We start from the raw sequence: 18281 nt of genomic DNA, 5'->3' as shown, positions 1-18281 counted from the left end.
TTCACTGGCTGGAACCGCCCAGTTCCCGGTTGATGAAGTCGAACAGCTCGTCGTCGTCGGCGTTCGCGATGAGCCGGCTGTGCTCGGCGTGGTCGCCCTGGTCGGCGAGCGCGGCGGCCATCTTCTGGACTCGCCGCAGCACCTGGTTCCTGGCCACCTCGTCGACGCGGTCGTCCGCCGCCACCGCCGAGAGCACCTCCTCCAGCCGGTCGAGTTCGGCCAGCGCGGACTCGGCCCGGTCGGCGGCCGCGCCGAACAGCGCCGCCCGCAGGTGGTCGCGCAGCGCCAGCGAGGTCGGGTGGTCGTAGGTGAGCGTCGCCGGCAGCGCCAGCCCGGTCGCCGCGACGAGCCGGTTGCGCAGCTCGACCGCGGAGAGGGAGTCGAAACCCAGTTCGATGAACGCCTTGGTCGGCGACAGGGCCTCGGTCGAGCTGTGACCGAGCGCCTCGGCCACCTGCGCCCGCACCAGCTCCAGCAGCGCGGCGTCGCGCTCGTCCTCGTCCAGGGCGCCCAGCCGCGCCCAGGACCCGGCCTCGCCGTTCGGCTCGGCGAGCCGATCGGCCGCGGCGGTCACCGGGAACGCCGCCCGGTACTCGGGCAGGTCGCTGATCACCGCGCACTTGGCGGTGCCCGCGGTCGCCTTGATGAACCGGGTCCAGTCGACGTGCGTGATGGCGATGTAGGTCTCGTCGTCGTCCAGCGCCCGCCGCAGTCCGGCCAGCGACCGGCCGGGGTCCATCGGGTGCAGCCCCCGGCGGCCGGCCCGGTCGGTCGCGCCGGTGTCGTCGGCCATGCCCCCGCCGGCCAGCAGGCCCCAGCCGATCGTCGTGGCCGGCAGGCCGCGCGCCCGCCGGTGGTGGGCCAGGGCGTTGAGGAAGGCGTTCCCCGCCGCGTAGTGCGACTGGCCGGGCGAGCCGACGAGGCCGGCGGCCGAGGAGAACAGCACGAAGGCCGAGAGGTCCAGGTCCCGGGTCAGCTCGTGGAGGTTCCACGCCCCGTCCACCTTGGGCCGCAGCACGTTGTCCAGCCGGTCGGGGGTCAGCTCGGTGATGACGCCGTCGTTGGCCACCCCCGCGCTGTGGAACACGGCCGTCAGCGGCAGGTCGTGGGGAAGGCCCGCGAGCACGGCCTCCACCTCGTCCCGGTCGGCGACGTCGCAGGCGGCGATGGTCACCGCGGACCCCAGGGCGGTGAGCTCGGCTTCGAGCTCGGCGGCGCCCGGCGCTCCACGGCCCCGGCGGGAGGTGAGCACGAGGTGGGGCGCGCCCTGCTCGGCCAGCCAGCGCGCGGTGCGGGCGCCCAGGCCGGTGAGGCCGCCGGTGACCAGCACGCTGCCCGACGGTCGCCAGTCCCGGCGCCGCGGCCCGTCCGGGTCGGCGCGGACCAGCCGGCCGCCCAGGACGGCGCCGTCCCGCAGCGCTGCCTGCTCCCCGGTGCCGCCGTCGCCCAGCAGGCGGATCAGCGCGGCCGCCGAGGCGTCGTCGGGGGTGACCGGCAGGTCGACCAGACCGCCCCAGCGGTCGGGGCGTTCCAGGGCGAGGGTCCGTCCCAGCCCCCACAGCAGGGCTTGGTCGGGGTGGTCGAGGCCGTCGCCGGGGACGGCGTGCACGGCGCCCCGGGTGAGGCACCACAGGGGCGCGTCGATCCCGCGGTCCTCCAGCGCCTGGACCAGGCCCACCGTGGCGGCCAGGCCGACCGGCACGCCGGGGTGCCCCGGGACGCGGGACCGCTCCGCCGCCAGCAGCGAGACCACCCCGGCGAGCGGCGGCTCACCGAGCCGGGTGGCCAGCGCGGCCCGGTCCCACTGCCGCTCGTCGACCTCCAGGCGGCGGACCTCGGCCCCGGCGGCGGTCATCGCCGCTTCGACCGGCGCGGCCCAGGGGTCGTCGCGGTGGTTGACGGGCAGCACCAGCAACCAGGTGCCGGTGAGCGCGCCGTCGGTGCGGGTCGGCACGGGCCGCCAGCCCAACCGGTACCGCCAGCCGTCCACCACGGCCTTCTCACGCCGGCCGAGGCGCCACCGGGCCAGTGCGGGCAGCACGGCGCCGAGGCCGTCCCGCTCCTCGGTGGACAGCTCGGCGCTCAGCGCGTCGAGGTCGCCCTGTTCCACCAGCCCCCAGAACCGGCTGTCCACGGCGTCCGGGTCGGCTGTCGCCACCACCGGTGCGGCCGTCGTGTCCGGCCAGTAGCGCCGGTGCTGGAACGCGTAGGTCGGCAGCGGGGTCCGCCCCGCGCCGGTCGCGGGGAACAGGGCCGGCCAGTCGACCCCGACCCCGGCGGTGAACAGGGCGCCCAGTGCGGCGAGCACGGATTCGGTCTCGGCACGGCCTCGCCGGAGGCCGGGCACGGCGACGACGCCCTCACCGGTGGCGCATTCGCGGACCAGGCCGGTCAGGGTCGCGTCCGGCCCCAGCTCCAGGAAGCGGGTCACCCCGCCGGCCCGGAGTTCGGAGACCATGTCGGCGAACCGCACCGCGCTCCGGACGTGCTGGACCCAGTACTCGGGGGTGGCCACGTCGCCGCTGGTCATCGGTATCCGCGGTGGCCGGAACCCCAGACCGCCGAGGGCGGCCCGGAACTCGTCGAGCACGGGGTCCACCAGCGGCGAGTGGAACGCGTGGCTGACGGCCAGCCGCTTCGTGCGGTACCCGGCGTCGGCGAGGCGTCGTCCGACCTCGTCGACGGCGTCCTCGGTGCCGGAGACGACCACCGACTCCGGGGAGTTGACCGCGGCGATCGAGGCGGACCCCGCCCCTTCCGCGAGCAGTGCGGCCACGACGTCCTCGCCGGCGTTCACGGACATCATGGCCCCGCCCGGTGGGAGCCCCTGCATGAGCCGGGCCCGGGTGGTGACCAGCGCGCAGGCGTCGGCCAGCGACAGCACGCCCGACACGTGGGCGGCGGTGATCTCGCCGACGGAGTGGCCGGTGACGAAGTCGGGCCGGACGCCCCAGGACTCGAACAGCCGGAAGAGGGCCACTTCGAACGCGAACAGCGCGGGTTGGGCGAACTCCGTGGTGTTCAGCCGGGCGTCGTCCTCGGCGAGGACGATGTCCTTCAGCGCGGGGTCCAGCGCCGCGCACGCGTCGTCGAACGCGGCGGCGAAGACCGGGAAGTGGCGGTGGAGTTCGCGGCCCATCCCGGCTCGCTGCGACCCCTGGCCGGTGAACACGACGGCCAGGCCACCGCCGCCGGCCACGCCGGTGGCGTCCGCGCCGGGCGCGGGGGTGTCGTCGGCGAACGCCGCGAGTCGCTCGCGCAGCTGCTCGCGGTCGGCGGCGAGCACCACCGCCCTGTGGTCGTGGACCGCGCGGTCGGTCACCAGCGATCGCGCGATGTCGGCCAACGCCGGTTCGGGCCGGTCGGCCAGGTGGGCGTGCAGGCGCGCCGCCTGGGCGCGCAGTGCGGCCGGCCCCCGGGCCGACAGCACGAACGGCTGCACCGGCCTGGTCACGGCGTCCCGGTCCGGGGCCGGCGGCGCGGGGAGGTCGTCGGGCGCTTGTTCCAGGATGACGTGCGCGTTGGTCCCGCTGAGGCTGAACGCGGAGACGCCCGCCCGGCGCGGGCGGTCCCGCTCGGGCCAGTCGCGGGCCCGGTCCAGCAGCGCCACCCCGCCGGAGGACCAGTCGACCTCGGGTGACGGGGTCTCGGCGTGGAGGGTCCGGGGCAGCAGGCCGTGCCGCATCGCCATGATCATCTTGATGGCGCCGGCGGCGCCGGCGGCGGCCTGCGAGTGCCCGATGTTGGACTTGACCGACCCCAGCCACAGGGGGCTGTCGGGCTCGCGGTCGCGCCCGTAGGTGGCCAGGAGGGCCTGCGCCTCGATGGGGTCGCCGAGCCGGGTCCCGGTGCCGTGCCCCTCCACCGCGTCGACCTCGTGCGCCGACAGCCCGGCGTTGGCCAGCGCGGCGCGGATGACCCGTTGCTGCGACGGGCCGCTGGGCGCGGTGAGGCCGTTCGAGGCGCCGTCCTGGTTGACCGCCGAGCCGGCCAGGACGGCCAGCACGCGGTGGTGGTGGCGGCGGGCGTCGGAGAGCCGTTCCAGCACGAGCAGGCCCACGCCCTCGGCCCAACCGGTGCCGTCCGCCCCGGCGCCGAAGGCCCGGCACCGGCCGTCCGGGGACAGGCCCCGCTGCCGCGCCATCTCCACGAACATGCCGGGGGTGGCCATCGTGGCGACACCGCCGGCCAGCGCCAGCGAGCACTCGCCCGAGCGCAGCGCCTGGGCCGCCAGGTGCAGGGCCACGAGCGAGGACGAGCACGCCGTGTCGATGGAGACGGACGGCCCCTCGAACCCGAACTCGTAGGACAGCCGCCCGGAGATGATGCTGGCCGCGTTGCCGGTCAGCACCCGGCCGCCGAAGTCGCGGGGGTCCTGGGCCAGCAGGGCCGGGTAGTCGCTCCCGTTCGCGCCCACGAACACCCCGATCGGGCCGCCGCGCAGGGCGGAGGGGTCGATGCCGGCGTTCTCGAACGACTCCCAGGCCGTCTCCAGCAACAACCGCTGCTGCGGGTCGATGGCGATGGCCTCGCGCGGCGAGATGCCGAAGAAGTCGGAGTCGAACTCGGCCAGGTGGTCGAGGAACCCGCCGCCCCGGGCGTAGGTCGTGCCGGGGTGGTCGGGATCCGGGTCGTGGAGGCGGGCCAGGTCCCAGCCGCGGTCGACCGGGAAGCCGGTGATCGCGTCGCGGCCCTCGGCCACCAGCCGCCACAGCTCGTCCGGCGAGTCCGCCCCGCCCGGGTACCGGCAGGCCATGCCGACGATCACGACCGGGTCGTCGCCGGTCGCGGTGGCGCGGCCGGCCGGGGTGGCCTCGGCGGTGTCGGCCTCGTCGCCCACCAGCGCGGACCGGAGGAACGCGGTCAGCGCCCCGGGGGTGGGGTGGTCGAACACCAGCGTGGCGGGCAGCCGCAGCCCGGTGGCCGCGGTGAGCCGGTTGCGCAGTTCGACCGCGGTGAGCGAGTCGAACCCGACCTCGTGGAAGGCGCGGGTCATGTCGACCGAGGCGCCGCTCGGGTGGCCGAGCACGGCGGCGACCTGCTCGCGCACCAGTTCGCCGATGGCCTTGACCTGGTCGGCGACCGGGGAACCGGCCAGTCGCGCCGCCACCGGTCCCGCGACCGACGAGCGCGCCGCGCGCCGGGCCGGGCGCCGCACCAGGCCGCGCAGCAGGGCGGGCACCGTGCCGGCCGACCGCACCGCGGCCAGGTCGAGGCGGGCGGCCATCACGTTCGGGCGGGCCAGGTCGGTCGCCGCGGCCAGCAGTTCCAGGCCGCGGGCGGTCGCCATCGGCAGCATCCCGCCCCGCCCCATGCGGGCCACGTCGGCCTGGCCGAGGTTCTCGGCCATACCGCTGTCCTCGCCCCACCAGCCCCAGCTGATCGAGACCGCGGGGAGGCCCCGGCGGTGCCGCTCGACGGCCAGCGCGTCGAGGAAGGCGTTGGCGGCGGCGTAGTTGGCCTGCCCCGCCGCGCCGAAGGGCGCGGCGGAGGAGGAGAACAGCACGAACGCGGAGAGGTCCAGCTCCCGGGTCAGCTCGTGCAGGTGCCACGCACCGTCGACCTTGGGTGCCAGTACCGCGTCGACCCGGTCGCCGGTCAGGGCGTCGAACACGCCGTCGTCGAGCACGCCGGCGCAGTGCACCACCGCGGTGAGCGGGACCTCGGGCTCCACCGAGCGCACCACGGCCGCGACCTGCTCGCGGTCGGCGACGTCGCAGGCCAGGACGCGCACCGCGGCGCCGAGCTCGGCCAGTTCGGCGGCGAGCCGGGCGGTGCGGGGGGAGTCGGGGCCCTGCCGGGAGGCCAGCACCAGGTGTCGCGCGTGGTGCTCGGTGACGAGGTAGCGGGCCACGTGCCCGGCGAGCGCGCCCGAGGCGCCGGTGATCAGCACGGTTCCGGCCGACCACGGGGTGGCGCGCGCGGTGTCGGTGCCGGTGGCGGTCAGGCGGGCCAGCCGCGGTGCCCGGAGCGCGCCGTCGCGCACCGAGACCTCCGGCTCGCCCGACTCGACGGCCGCGTGCAGCGCCGCGGTGGTGATCGGGTCGGCGCCGGCCTCGACGAGGACGATGCGGTCGGGGTTCTCCGACTGCGCGGAGCGCAGCAGGCCCCGCACCGCCGCGCCGGTCAGGCTGTCGGTCGTCACGACCGCCAGCCGCGAGGACTCCCAGGCGGGATCGGCCAGCCACGTCTGCACCGAGCGCAGCGCGCCGTTCACCGCCGCGTGGACGTCGGCGGTGACGGCGGGCCCCTCCTCCGGTACCGACATGGCCACGAGGGGCGGGACCTCGGCTCCCCCGTCCCAGCCGGACACCAGTTCGGCCAGCTCCGGCGGGCCGGCCAGCACGGTGACCCCGGGGCGGGGCGCGGTGTCGTCGACCCGGCCGCACTCGACCCAGTCGATCTCGAACAGCGAGTCGTCGCGGGAAGCGGCGGCGGCGCGGAGCCGGTCGGCGGACACCGAGCGCGAGGACAGCGCCGCCACGCCGAGGACCGGGGCGCCGGTGTCGTCGAAGGCGTCCAGGGCGACCGTGTCGGTGGACACCGGTCGGACCCGCACGCGCAGCGCGGTCGCCCCCGAGGCGAACAGGCGCGCTCCCGCCCAGGAGAACGGCACCAAACCCTGAGGGGTGTCGGAGGTGAGGGCCCGCAGCACGCCGCCGTGCAGGCCGGCGTCCAGCAACGCCGGGTGCACGCCGAAGCGCTCGACGTCGGTCCCGCCGCCCGGCAGCTCCACCTCGGCGTAGAGCTCCGCGCCGCGCCGCCAGCAGGCCACCAGCCCCTGGAACGTCGGCCCGTAGTCGTGGCCCGCCCCGGCGAACAGGTCGTACGCGCCGGTGACGTCGACGGCCTCGGCTCCCGGCGGCGGCCACTCGGTGAGCGGGTCGGGGGTCGGTGCGCCCTGCGCGGCGGACACCGCTCCGGTGGCGTGCCGCGTCCAGGGGGTGTCGTCGGCGTCGCGGTCCGGGCGGGCGGAGATCGTGATCTTCCGGCGGCCGCCCTCGTCGGGGGCTTCCACCAGGATTTGCAGCGCGACCGCGCCCGCCGCGGGGATCAGCAGGGGGGCTTCGATCGTCAGCTCGTCCAGCAGGTCGCAGCCGACCTGCTCGGCGGCCCGCAGCGCCAGGTCCACGAAGGCGGTGCCGGGCAGCAGGGCCTGCTCGAACAGCACGTGCTCCCGCAGCCACGGCTGGGTCCGCGGTGCCAGCCGCCCGGTCAGCAGCACGGTTTCCCCGCCGGCCACGTCGACACCGGCCAGCAGCAGCGGGTGGTCGAGCGGGTCGAGGCCGACCGCGGCGAGGTCGGCCGGCGGTTCGGGGGCGTCGAGCCAGTACCGCTGGTGCTGGAACGCGTACGTGGGGAGCGGGGTGCGCCGGGCCCCGGTGCCGGCGAACAGGGCAGGCCAGTCGACCCCCACCCCGGCGGCGAACAGCGCGCCGAGTCCGGTGAGCGCCGTGTCGGCTTCGTCGTGGTCCCGGCGCAGGCTGGGGACCGCGACGACGTCCGGCTCGTCGAGGCACTGGCGGATCGCGCCGGTCAGCGGCGCGTCGGGACCGATCTCGAGGAACCGCGTGACGCCGGCGCCGCGCAGTTCGGCCACCCGGTCGGCGAACCGCACCGCGTCCCGCACGTGCCGCACCCAGTACTCCGGGTCCGCCACCTCGTCGCCGCCCACCATCGGCACGCGGGGTGGTTGGAACGCCAGGCCGCGGACCACGGCGCGGAACTCGTCGAGCACCGGGTCCATCAGCGGCGAGTGGAAGGCGTGGCTGACGGCGAGCCGCTTCGCGCGGTGCCCGTCCTCGGTCAGGCGCCGCACGATCTCGGTGACGGCCGGTTCGCGCCCGGAGAGCACCACCGAGCCGGGGGTGTTGACCGCCGCGATCGACACCGAGTCGGCGTGCTCGGCGACCAGCGGGGCGACCACCTGCTCGCCGGCGGTCACCGAGACCATCACACCGCCCGGGTCGAGCCGCCCCATCAGCCGGCCCCGCTCGGACACCAGCCGGCACGCGTCCGGCAGCGACAGCACGCCGGCGACGTGCGCGGCCGCGATCTCGCCCACCGAGTGGCCGGTGAGGAAGTCCGGCCGGACGCCCCAGGACTCGTACAGCCGGAACAGCGCGACCTCGACCGCGAACAGCGCGGGCTGGGCGATCTCCGTGGCGTCGAGCCGGTTCCCCGCGTCGCCGAGGACGGCCTCGCGGACCTCGGGGTCCAACTGCTCGCACACCTGGTCGAACGCTGCCGCGAAGACCGCGAACCGCCGGTGCAGCCGCGAGCCCATGCCGGGGTGCTGCGCGCCCTGACCGGTGAACACCATCGCCAGCGAGCCCCGCCGGGCCGCGCCGGCCCCCTCTCCCCCGCGCGCGAACTCCGCCAACCGCTCCAGGGCCTGCTCGCGGTCGCGGGCGAGCAGGACCACCCGGTGGTCGTGGGCGGCCCGGTCGGCCACCAGGGAGTGGGCCACGTCCGCCAGCGCCACCTCGGGCCGGTCGCGCAGGTGGGAGGCCAGCCGATCGGCCTGACCCCGCAGGGCCGCCGGCCCGCGGGCCGACAGCACGAGCGGCCAGGCCGGCGGGGGCGGGGCGGTGTCGGGGGTCGGGGGCTGTTCCGGGGTCTCGGCCGGGGGCTGTTCCAGGATGATGTGCGCGTTGGTCCCGCTGACGCCGAAGGAGGACACCCCCGCCCGGCGGGGCCGGCCGCGATCCGGCCACTCCCGGGCCCGGTCGAGCAGCGCGACCGCGCCCGAGGACCAGTCCACCCGCGGCGACGGGGTCTCCGCGTGCAGGGTCTTGGGCAGGATCCCGTGCCGCATCGCCAGGACCATCTTGATGGTGCCGGCGATGCCCGCCGCCGCCTGGGTGTGGCCGATGTTCGACTTGATCGACCCCAGCCACAGCGGCTCCTCGCGGTCCTGGCCGTAGGTGGCCAGCAGCGCCTGGGCCTCGATCGGGTCGCCCAGCCGGGTCCCCGTGCCGTGCCCCTCGACCACGTCCACGTCGGAGGCGGACAACCCGGCGTTGGCCAGGGCCTGGCGGATCACGCGCTGCTGGGACGGGCCGTTGGGGGCGGTCAGCCCGTTCGACGCGCCGTCCTGGTTCAGCGCCGACCCGCGCACCAGCGCCAGCACCCGGTGCCCGTTGCGCCGCGCGTCGGACAGCCGCTCCAGCACCACCAGGCCCACGCCCTCCGACCAGCCGGTGCCGTCCGCGCCCGCGCCGTACGCCCGGCACCGACCGTCCGGGGCGTTCGCGCGCAGCCGGCTGTACTCGACGTACAGCTCGGGCGACGCCATCACCGTCACGCCGCCGGCCAGCGCGAGCGAGCACTCGCCCGACCGCAGCGCCTGCGCCGCGAAGTGCAGGCTGACCAGCGATGACGAGCACGCCGTGTCCACCGTCACGGCGGGGCCCTCGAAGCCGAACTCGTAGGCCACCCGACCCGACGCGATGCTGCCCGCGCTGCCGTTGCCCAGGTAGCCCTCGAACTCCTCGGGCTTGGTGTGCAGCCGCGAGTTGTAGTCGTGGTACATCAGCCCGACGAACACGCCGGTCGGGCCGCCGCGCAGCGAGGTGGGGTCGATGCCCGCGTTCTCCAGGGACTCCCAGGCCGTTTCCAGCAGCAGCCGCTGCTGCGGGTCGATGGTGATCGCCTCGCGCGGCGAGATGCCGAAGAACTCGGGGTCGAACCGGTCGGCGTCGTGCAGGAAGCCGCCCTCGCGGGTGTAGGTGGTCCCGAAGTGGTCGGGGTCGGGGTGGTAGAGCTCGTCGAGGTTCCAGCCGCGGCCGGTGGGGAAGGGGCCGATCACGTCCCGGCCCTGCGCGACGAGGTCCCACAGCTCGTCGGGTGACCCCACCCCGCCGGGGAAGCGGCAGGCCATGCCCACGATCGCGATCGGGTCGTCCCCGGTCGCGGCCGGGGTCGCGGTGGCGGCCGGCCGGGCCGGGGCGGCCGGCCCGCCGCCGACCTCGCCCCGCACGAACTCGATCAGGGCGGCCGGGGAGGGGTAGTCGAAGATCAGCGTGGCCGGCAGCCGCAGCCCGGTCACCGCGGTGAGCCGGTTGCGCAGCTCCACCGCGGTCAGCGAGTCGAACCCCAGGGCGGTGAAGGGCTGCCGGTCGTCGATGGCGTTGCCCGAGGAGTGCCCGAGCACGGCCGCGGCGTGGGTGCGCACCAGCTCGGCGACGGCCCGGTCGCGCTCGGCCGGTTCCAGCGCCGCCAGGCCCTCGCGGGACCCGGCGGCCGCGTGGGGGTCGACGACCCGCCGCGCCGGGCGGCGCACCAGCCCGCGCAGCAGCCCCGGGACCGCGGCCGCGGTGGCCAGGCCGGCGAGGTCGAACGGAGCGGCGACGACCCGGCCCTGCCGGCGGGCGGCCGCGTCGAACAGGGTGAGGCCGAAGTCGTTGTCCACCGGGCGGATGCCGGTGCGGGCCATCCTGGCCCGGTCCTGGGTCCCGAGCCGGCTGCCCATCCCGCTGGCCTCGGCCCACCACCCCCAGGCGATCGACACCGCCGGCAGGCCCAGCCCCCGCCGGTGGTCGGCCAGCTCGTCGAGGAACGCGTTGGCCGCCGCGTAGTTCGCCTGGCCGGCGGCGCCGAACGCCGACGCGGCCGAGGAGAACAGCACGAACGCCGACAGCTCGACGTCCCGGGTTGCCTCGTGCAGGTGCCAGGCACCGTCCACCTTGGGCCGCAGCACCGCGTCCACCCGGTCGGGGGTCAGCGAACCCACGGTCGCGTCGTCGAGCACGCCCGCGCAGTGCACCACGGCGCTGAGCGGGAACTCCGGCGGCACCGAGCCGACGAGGTCCACCACCTCCTGGCGGACGGCCAGGTCGCACGCGACCACCCGCACCGAGGCACCCGCCGCGGTCAGCCGCTCGACCAGCTCACCGGCACCGGGGGCGTCGGGACCCCGCCGCGACACCAGCAGCAGCCGCCGCACCCCGCGCTCGGCCACGAGGTGCTCGGCCACCAGCCCGGCCAGCACCCCGGACGCCCCCGTCAGCAGCACGGTCCCCGTGCCCCACACCGGCGACCGCTCGTCGCGCGCCGGCCCGGCGGGACCCGGGGGCGCCTCGGCGGCGGCCCTGGTCAGCCGGGGCGACCACAGCCGTCCGCCCCGGACCGACACCTCCGGCTCACCCGACGCGATCGCGGCCCGGACGAGCGCCTCCGTCGACCGCGCCCCGACCGACTCCGGACCGGCGGACGCCTGCTCGACGAGGATCACCCGATCGGGGTTCTCCGACTGCGCGGAGCGCACCAGGCCGCCCACCGCCGCGCCCACGAGTCCGCCGCCGGTCACCACGACCAGCCGCGACCGCTCCCACCGGGCATCGGTGAGCCAGTCCTGCAGCACCCGCAACGTGCCATTCACCGCGGTGTGCACGGATTCGACCACCGACTCCGGCGCCGGGGGGTCGGGCACGCGCAGCACCACCAGGTCGGGCAGCGGCGCGCCACCGTCCACCGCCGAGCCGAGGGCGGCCAGGTCGAACGGCGCCACCCGGCCGATCGGTCCCCCGGCGTCCCCCTCCGCACCGGCATCGGCCGATCCGCACGGCACCCAGCCGAACTCGAACAGCGCGTCGCCGTGCGCCGCGTCGGCGTCGCGCAGCTGCTCGGCGGAAACCTCGCGGGCGACCAGGGAGTCCACCCTCAGCACCGGGCGGCCGGTGGGGTCGAACCCGTCCACCGACCACGAGGACGGCCCCGTCGGGGAGAACACGAGCCGCAGTGCCGCGGCACCCGAGGCGAGCAGCCGCACCCCGGACCACAGGAAGGGCGCCCGCACGCCGGGGGCGGCCGGGTCGGTGCGCGGCGAGTCGAGCTGGTCCACGGCGAGGCTGTGCTGGCCGGTGTCCATCAGGGCCGGGTGCAGGCCGAAGCGCACCGCGTCGGCCGCGAGTCCCTCGGGCAGCTCCGCCTCGGCGAAGATCCGGTCCCCGCTCCGCCAGGCCCGTCGCAGCCCGGTGAAGGCGGGGCCGTAGTGGTAGCCGAGCGCGCCGAGCCGCTGGTACGCCCCTGCGACGTCCAGTTCGGTCGCCCCGGTCGGCGGCCAGGTCGAGTCGGCCGGCCACGGTGCCGGCTCCGGGTCGTCGCCGGGCACCGCGCTCGCCCGCGCGTGCCGCGTCCACGCGGCGCCCGCGGCCTCGCCGGGTTCCGCCGACCGGGAGTGGACCTCCAGGGTGCGGCGGCCGTCGCCGTCGGGAGCGCCGACGAGCACCTGGACCGTCACGTCGTGCCGGCTCGGCAGGATCAGCGGCGCCTCCAGGACCAGCTCCTCCAGCCGGCCCAGGCCCGCCTCGTCGGCCGCGCGGATCGCCAGTTCGAGGAACGCCGTGCCGGGCAGCAGCGGCCGGTCGAAGAGCGCGTGGTCGACGAGCCACGGGTGGGCGCGCGGCGAGAGCCGGCTGGTGAACAGGAAGCCGGCGTCCCCCGCCAGGGCCACCTTGGCACCGAGCAGGGGGTGGTCGACGCGTTCGAGGCCGCCGGCGGCCAGGGCGCCCGGCGCGAACGCCGACGCCGTCGGCCAGTAGCGCCGCCGCTGGAAGGCGTAGGTCGGCAGGTCGACCCGCCGCGCCCCGGTGCCGGCGAAGGCCGCGGACCAGTCCACGGTGAGCCCGGCCCGCCACGCGGCGGCCACCGACCGCAGGAACTCGTCCGGGTCGCTCTCGCCGCGGCGGAGGGTCGCCAACGCGGTCACCTCGACGCCGCGCTCCTCGGCGGTCTCCTGGATCGCGGGGGCCAGCAGCGGGTGCGGGGCCACCTCCAGCAGCACGCGGTACTCGTCGGCCAGCAGCGCGGCGAGGGTGTCGTGGAACCGCACGGGCCGCACGAGGTTGGTCAACCAGTACCGGCCGTCGAGCTCGGGGCCCTCCACCCGGCGGGCGAGCGTCGTGGAGTAGTACGGCACCGAGGCGGTGGCCGGGCGGATGTCGGCCAGCAGCGCGAGGAGTTCGTCCTCGACCACCGCCATGTGCGGGGAGTGCGTCGGGTAGTCCATCGGGATGGGACGCGCGCGGACACCGGCGGCCTCGTACTCGGCCCGCAGCGCGGCCACCCGGTCGGCCGGACCGGTCAGGACGACCGACCGCGGTCCGTTGACCGCGCTGACGTGCACGTCGGCCAGCCGTTCGACCCGGTCGCGCACCTGCTCGACCGGCAGCCCGACCCAGAGCGTGGCGTACCCGCTCAGCCGGCCGGACACGCGCGCCCGCGCGGTCAGGACCCGGGCCGCGTCGGCGAGGCTGAGGATGCCGGCGATGTGCGCGGCCGCGACCTCGCCCACCGAGTGCGCGATCACCGCGGCGGGCACCACCCCGTGGGAGATCCACAACCTGGCGAGCGAGACCATGACCGCGAACAGCACCGGCTGGACCTGCTCGGCCCGGTCCGGGGCCACGCCGTCCGCGCCGGCCAGCAGGTCGCGCAGGGTGTGGCCGTGCCAGTCCGCGTACGGCGCGAGCGCCGCCTCGCACTCCGCCATGGCCGCGGCGAAGACCGGCGAGGAGTCCCACAGCCGCAGGGCCATCCCGGCGTACTGCCCGCCCTGCCCGGGGAAGACGAACACCGGGTCGGTGCCGCCGGAGCCGACGGGTCCGGTGACCGGGGTGGTGCCGGCCGCCAGGTCGTCCAGCCCGGACAGCACCCCGGCGAGGTCGGCGCCGAGCACCACGGCCCGGTGGTCCAGCGAGGAGCGGGTGCCGGCCAGCGAGAACGCCACGTCGGCCAGTTCCGCCGGGCCGGTGGCCCCGAGCGCCAGGAGGTGGTCGCGCAACCGCTCCGCCTGGGCGCGCAGCGCGGCTTCGCCGCGCCCGCTGAGCGGCAGCGGCAGCACCCGCGGCGCGGAGGACCGGTCGGCCGGTCCGGCCGCGGGTTCCGGGTCCGGGGCCTGCTCCACGATGACGTGCGCGTTGGTCCCGCTCGCCCCGAACGACGACACCGCCGCCCGCCGGGGGCGCCCGGTCGCCGGCCACGGCCGGGCGTCGCCGAGCAGCCGGACGTTCGCGCCCTCCCAGTCGACGTGCTCCGAGGGGCGGTCCACGTGCAGGGTCCTGGGCAGCAGGCCGTGCCGCATCGCCATGATCATCTTGATGACGCTGCCGACCCCGGCCGCCGCCTGGGTGTGGCCGATGTTGGACTTGAGCGAGCCCAGCCAGAGGGGGTCGCCCTCCCGCCGGTCCCGGCCGTACACGGCCTGGAGCGCCTTGATCTCGATCGGGTCGCCGAGCACCGTGCCGGTGCCGTGCCCGTCCACGGCGTCGACCTCGTCGGGGCGCACGCCGGCGTTGGCCAGCGCCTGCCGCACGACGCGCTGCTGGGCAGGGCCGTTGGGCGCGGTGAGGCCGTTGGAGGCGCCGTCCTGGTTGATCGCCGAGCCGCGGAGCACGGCGAGCACGGGGTGGCCGTTCCGGCGGGCGTCGGAGAGCCGTTCCAGCACCAGCAGGCCGGCGCCCTCGGCGAAACCGGTCCCGTCGGCGCCCGCGCCGAACGCCTTGCAGCGGCCGTCGGCGGACAGCCCCTGCTTGTCGAACTCCTGCAGGTCGATCGGGGTGGCCATGACGGTGGCCCCGCCGGCCAGCGCCAGCGCGCACTCCCCGGACCGCAGCGCCTGCGCGGCCAGGTGCATCGCCACCAGCGACGACGAGCAGGCCGTGTCGACCGTCAGCGCGGGCCCCTCCAGGCCGAACTGGTAGGAGACCCGCCCGGCGAGCACCGCGGCGGAGGTCCCGGTGAGCAGGTAGCCGTCGGCCAGTTCGGCGCTGCCGAGGAGCAGGTCCGCGTAGTCCTGGTCGCTGGTGCCGGCGAACACGCCGGTCTGGCTGCCCCGCAACGACTTCGGGTCGATCCCGGCCCGTTCCAGCGCTTCCCAGGTCAGTTCCAGCAGCAGCCGCTGCTGCGGGTCCATCGAGGCCGCCTCGCGCGGCGAGATGCCGAAGAACGCCGCGTCGAACTCCGCCACGTCGTCGAGGAAGCCGCCGCCGCGCACGTGGGTGGCGCCCTGCCGCGTCGAGTCCGGGTGCAGCAGGGTGTCGAGGTCCCAGCCCCGGTCGGTCGGCAGGCCCGACACCGCGTCGCGCCCGCCGTCCACCAGCTCCCAGAGCTGCTCCGGCGAGCCGACGCCGCCCGGGTAGCGGCAGGCCATGCCGACCACGACGATCGGGTCGGCGGCGGACGCGGCGAGGGGGGCGGTCGCGCCGGGTTCCCCGTCGGCCGTGTCGGTCAGCAGTCCGACCAGGTGCGACGCCAGGGCGGCGGGCGTGGGGTAGTCGAAGGCCAGGGCGGCGGGCAGCCGGAGGTCGAGCGCCGCGTTCAGCCGGTCCCGCAGCTCCACCGCCGCGAGCGAGCTGAAGCCCAGGTCCTGGAAGGTGCGCTCGACGTCGACCGCGGCCGGCGAGTCGTGGCCCAGCACCAGGGCGATCGCGGTCCGCACCAGGTCGCTCACGACCCGGCGCCGGTCCACGACGGCCAGCACGTCCACGGCCGGGGCGTTCGGCTCGGGCGCGGCGGTCGGGTGCGGGTCCGCGGGGGCCGGGGCGGCGGAGCCGTCGCGCGGCAGCCAGTGCCGGTGCCGCTGGAAGGCGTAGGTCGGCAGGTCGACCCGCGGGCCCTCGTCGGGGAACAGCGCCGCCCAGCCCACCTCGCCGCCGCCGGCGAAGACGCGACCGGCCGCGGCGAGCAGCGCGGCGGCCTCGGGTCGGTCGCGGCGGGAGGCGGCCACCGCCGTCAGCCGCCGCTCGGTGGGCAGGCACTCCCGGACCATGGCCGAGAGCACCGCGTCCGGTCCCAGCTCCAGGAACCGGGTGACCCCCCGCTCGTGCAGGGTGGCCACGCCGTCGGCGAAGCGCACCTGCTCGCGTGCCTGGCGGACCCAGTGCCCGGGGTCGCCGAGCGTGGCCGCGTCGGCCAGGGCACCGGTCAGGGTGGACACCACCGGGATCTCGGGCGCGCCGAAGGCGAGCCCGGCGACGACGGCCCGGAAGTCGTCGAGCACCGGGTCCATCAGCTCCGAGTGGAACGCGTGGCTGGTCGTGAGCCGGCGGGTCCGGTGGCCGGCGGCGGCCAGCCGGGCCGCGACGCGGGCCACCGGTTCCTCCGCCCCGGACAGCACGACCGAGCCGGGGCTGTTCACCGCGGCCACGGACACCCCGGACTCGGCGGCGACCAGCGGGGCCACCACATCCGGGGCGGCGTTCACCGCGACCATGGCGCCGCCCTCCGGCAGCGCCTGCATCAGCCGGCCGCGCGCCACGACCATGCGACCGGCGTCTTCGAGCGAAAGCACGCCGGCCACGTGCGCGGCGCTGATCTCGCCGATCGAGTGGCCGGCGACGAACTCGGGCCGGATGCCCATCCACCGGACGAGCCGGAACAGGGCGACCTCGAAGGCGAACAGCGCCGGCTGGGCGTACTCGGTGCGGTCCAGCGACGGGCCGCCCTCCCACATCAGCTCGCGCAGCGACCGGCCCAGCAGCCCGTCGAGCACCGCGCAGACCTCGTCCAGCGCCGAGTCGAACACCGGGTACCGCGCCGCCAGCTCCCGCCCCATCCCGGCGCGCTGGGCACCCTGGCCGGTGAAGACGACCGCCAGGCGGCCTTCCGCCGCCCGACCGGCGTGCACCGCGGCGCTGTCCGTGCCCGCGGCCAGCGCGGTCAGGCCGGCCAGCAGGGCCGCCCGGTCCCCGGCGACCACCACCGCGCGGTCGGTCAGCGCGGCGCGGGTGGTGACCAGGCTCCGCCCGATGTCGGCCGGCTCCAGCTCCGGGTGGCGCTCGACGAAGGAGCGCAGCCGCTCGGCCTGGCCGCGCAGCCCGGCGGCGCCCCGACCGGTCACCACGAACGGCCACGGACCGGGGTCGGACCGCCGCACCGGCGCGGGGGCGGGCACGGCCGGTTCGTCGGGGGCCTGCTCCAGGATGACGTGGGCGTTGGTGCCGCTGATCCCGAACGACGACACCGCGGCGCGCCGGGGGCGGTCCCGGTCGGGCCACCGCCGCGGGTCGGTGAGCAGCCGGACCGTCCCCGCCGACCAGTCCACGTGGGAGGTCGGCCGCTGGGCGTGCAGCGTCCTGGGCAGCTCCCCGTGGTGCATGGCCATGACCATCTTGATCACGCCGCCGACGCCGGCCGCCGCCTGCGGGTGCCCGATGTTCGACTTCAGCGATCCGATCCACAGCGGCGTGTCCGCCGTCCGCTCCCGGCCGTAGGTGGCCAGCAGGGCCCTGGCCTCGATCGGGTCGCCCAACCTGGTGCCGGTGCCGTGCGCCTCGACCGCGTCGATGTCGGTCGAGGACACGCCGGCGTTGGCCAGCGCGGCCCGGATCACCCGGCGCTGGGCCGCGCCGCTCGGCGCGGTGAGGCCGTTGGAGGCGCCGTCCTGGTTGAGGGCCGACCCGGTCACGAGGGCCAGCACCCGGTGGCCGTTGCGCCGGGCGTCGGACAGCCGCTCGACCACGAGCACGCCGACGCCTTCGCCCCAGCCCATGCCGTCGGCCTCGTCGCCGAACGCCTTGCACCGGCCGTCCGCGGCGATCCCGCGCTGCCGGGCGAACTCGATCAGCGAAGCCGGGCCCGACATGATCGTCGCCCCGCCGACCAGGGCGAGCGAGCACTCCCGCGAGCGCAGCGCCTGGGTGGCCAGGTGCAGCGCGACCAGCGAGGAGGAGCACGCCGTGTCCACGGTGACCGCGGGCCCCTGGAGGCCGAACGCGTAGGACAGCCGTCCGGAGACGATGCTGGCGATGTTGCCGGTGAGCGTGTAGCCCTCGTAGGTCGACGGCACGGTGCGCAGCGAGATGTAGTCCTGGTAGCTGACGCCGACGTACACGCCGGTCTGGCTCCCCCGCACCGAGTCGGCGCCGATCCCCGCCCGTTCCAGGGCCTCCCACGAGGTCTCCAGGAGCAGCCGCTGGTGCGGGTCCATCACGGTCGCCTCGCGCGGGGGGATCGCGAAGAAGTCGTGGTCGAACAGGTAGGGCGACCGCAGGAAACCGCCGCCCCGGGAGTACGTCCGGCCCACCTTCTCGGGGTCGGGGTCGTAGAGCTCGTCGAGGTTCCAGCCGCGGTCGGTCGGGAAGCCGGACACCGCGTCGGTGCCGTCGGCCACGAGCTGCCACAGGGCTTCGGGGCTGTCGGCGTCGCCGGGGTAGCGGCAGGCCATGCCGACGATGGCGATCGGCTCCCGGTCCCGCTCCTCGACCTCGCCGAGCCGCCGGCGGATCCGCTCGTTCTCCTTGAGCGAGTTGCGCAGCGCGTCAACGAGCTCGTTCATG

Annotated in this window: 1 protein-coding gene; it reads right to left on the bottom strand. The window is 76.5% G+C overall.

Going from position 1 to position 18281, the window contains the following annotated elements:
- Position 1 precedes the first annotated feature (1 nt).
- Positions 2-18280, bottom strand: a complete 18279-nt coding sequence (locus EKG83_RS15965; RefSeq protein ID WP_228122634.1) for a type I polyketide synthase — start codon at positions 18278-18280, stop codon at positions 2-4.
- Position 18281: the final 1 nt, after the last annotated feature.

The organism is Saccharothrix syringae, from assembly GCF_009498035.1.
Classification (GTDB): Bacteria; Actinomycetota; Actinomycetes; order Mycobacteriales; family Pseudonocardiaceae; genus Actinosynnema; species Actinosynnema syringae.
Note: the sequence above shows the minus strand (reverse complement) of the source record. Positions and strands in the feature narration are given on the sequence as shown.

What these genes read in the sequence shown, in the direction of transcription:
- EKG83_RS15965 (WP_228122634.1), bottom strand. Translation starts at nt 18,280, where the DNA reads ATGAACGAGCTCGTTGACGCGCTGCGCAACTCGCTCAAGGAGAACGAG.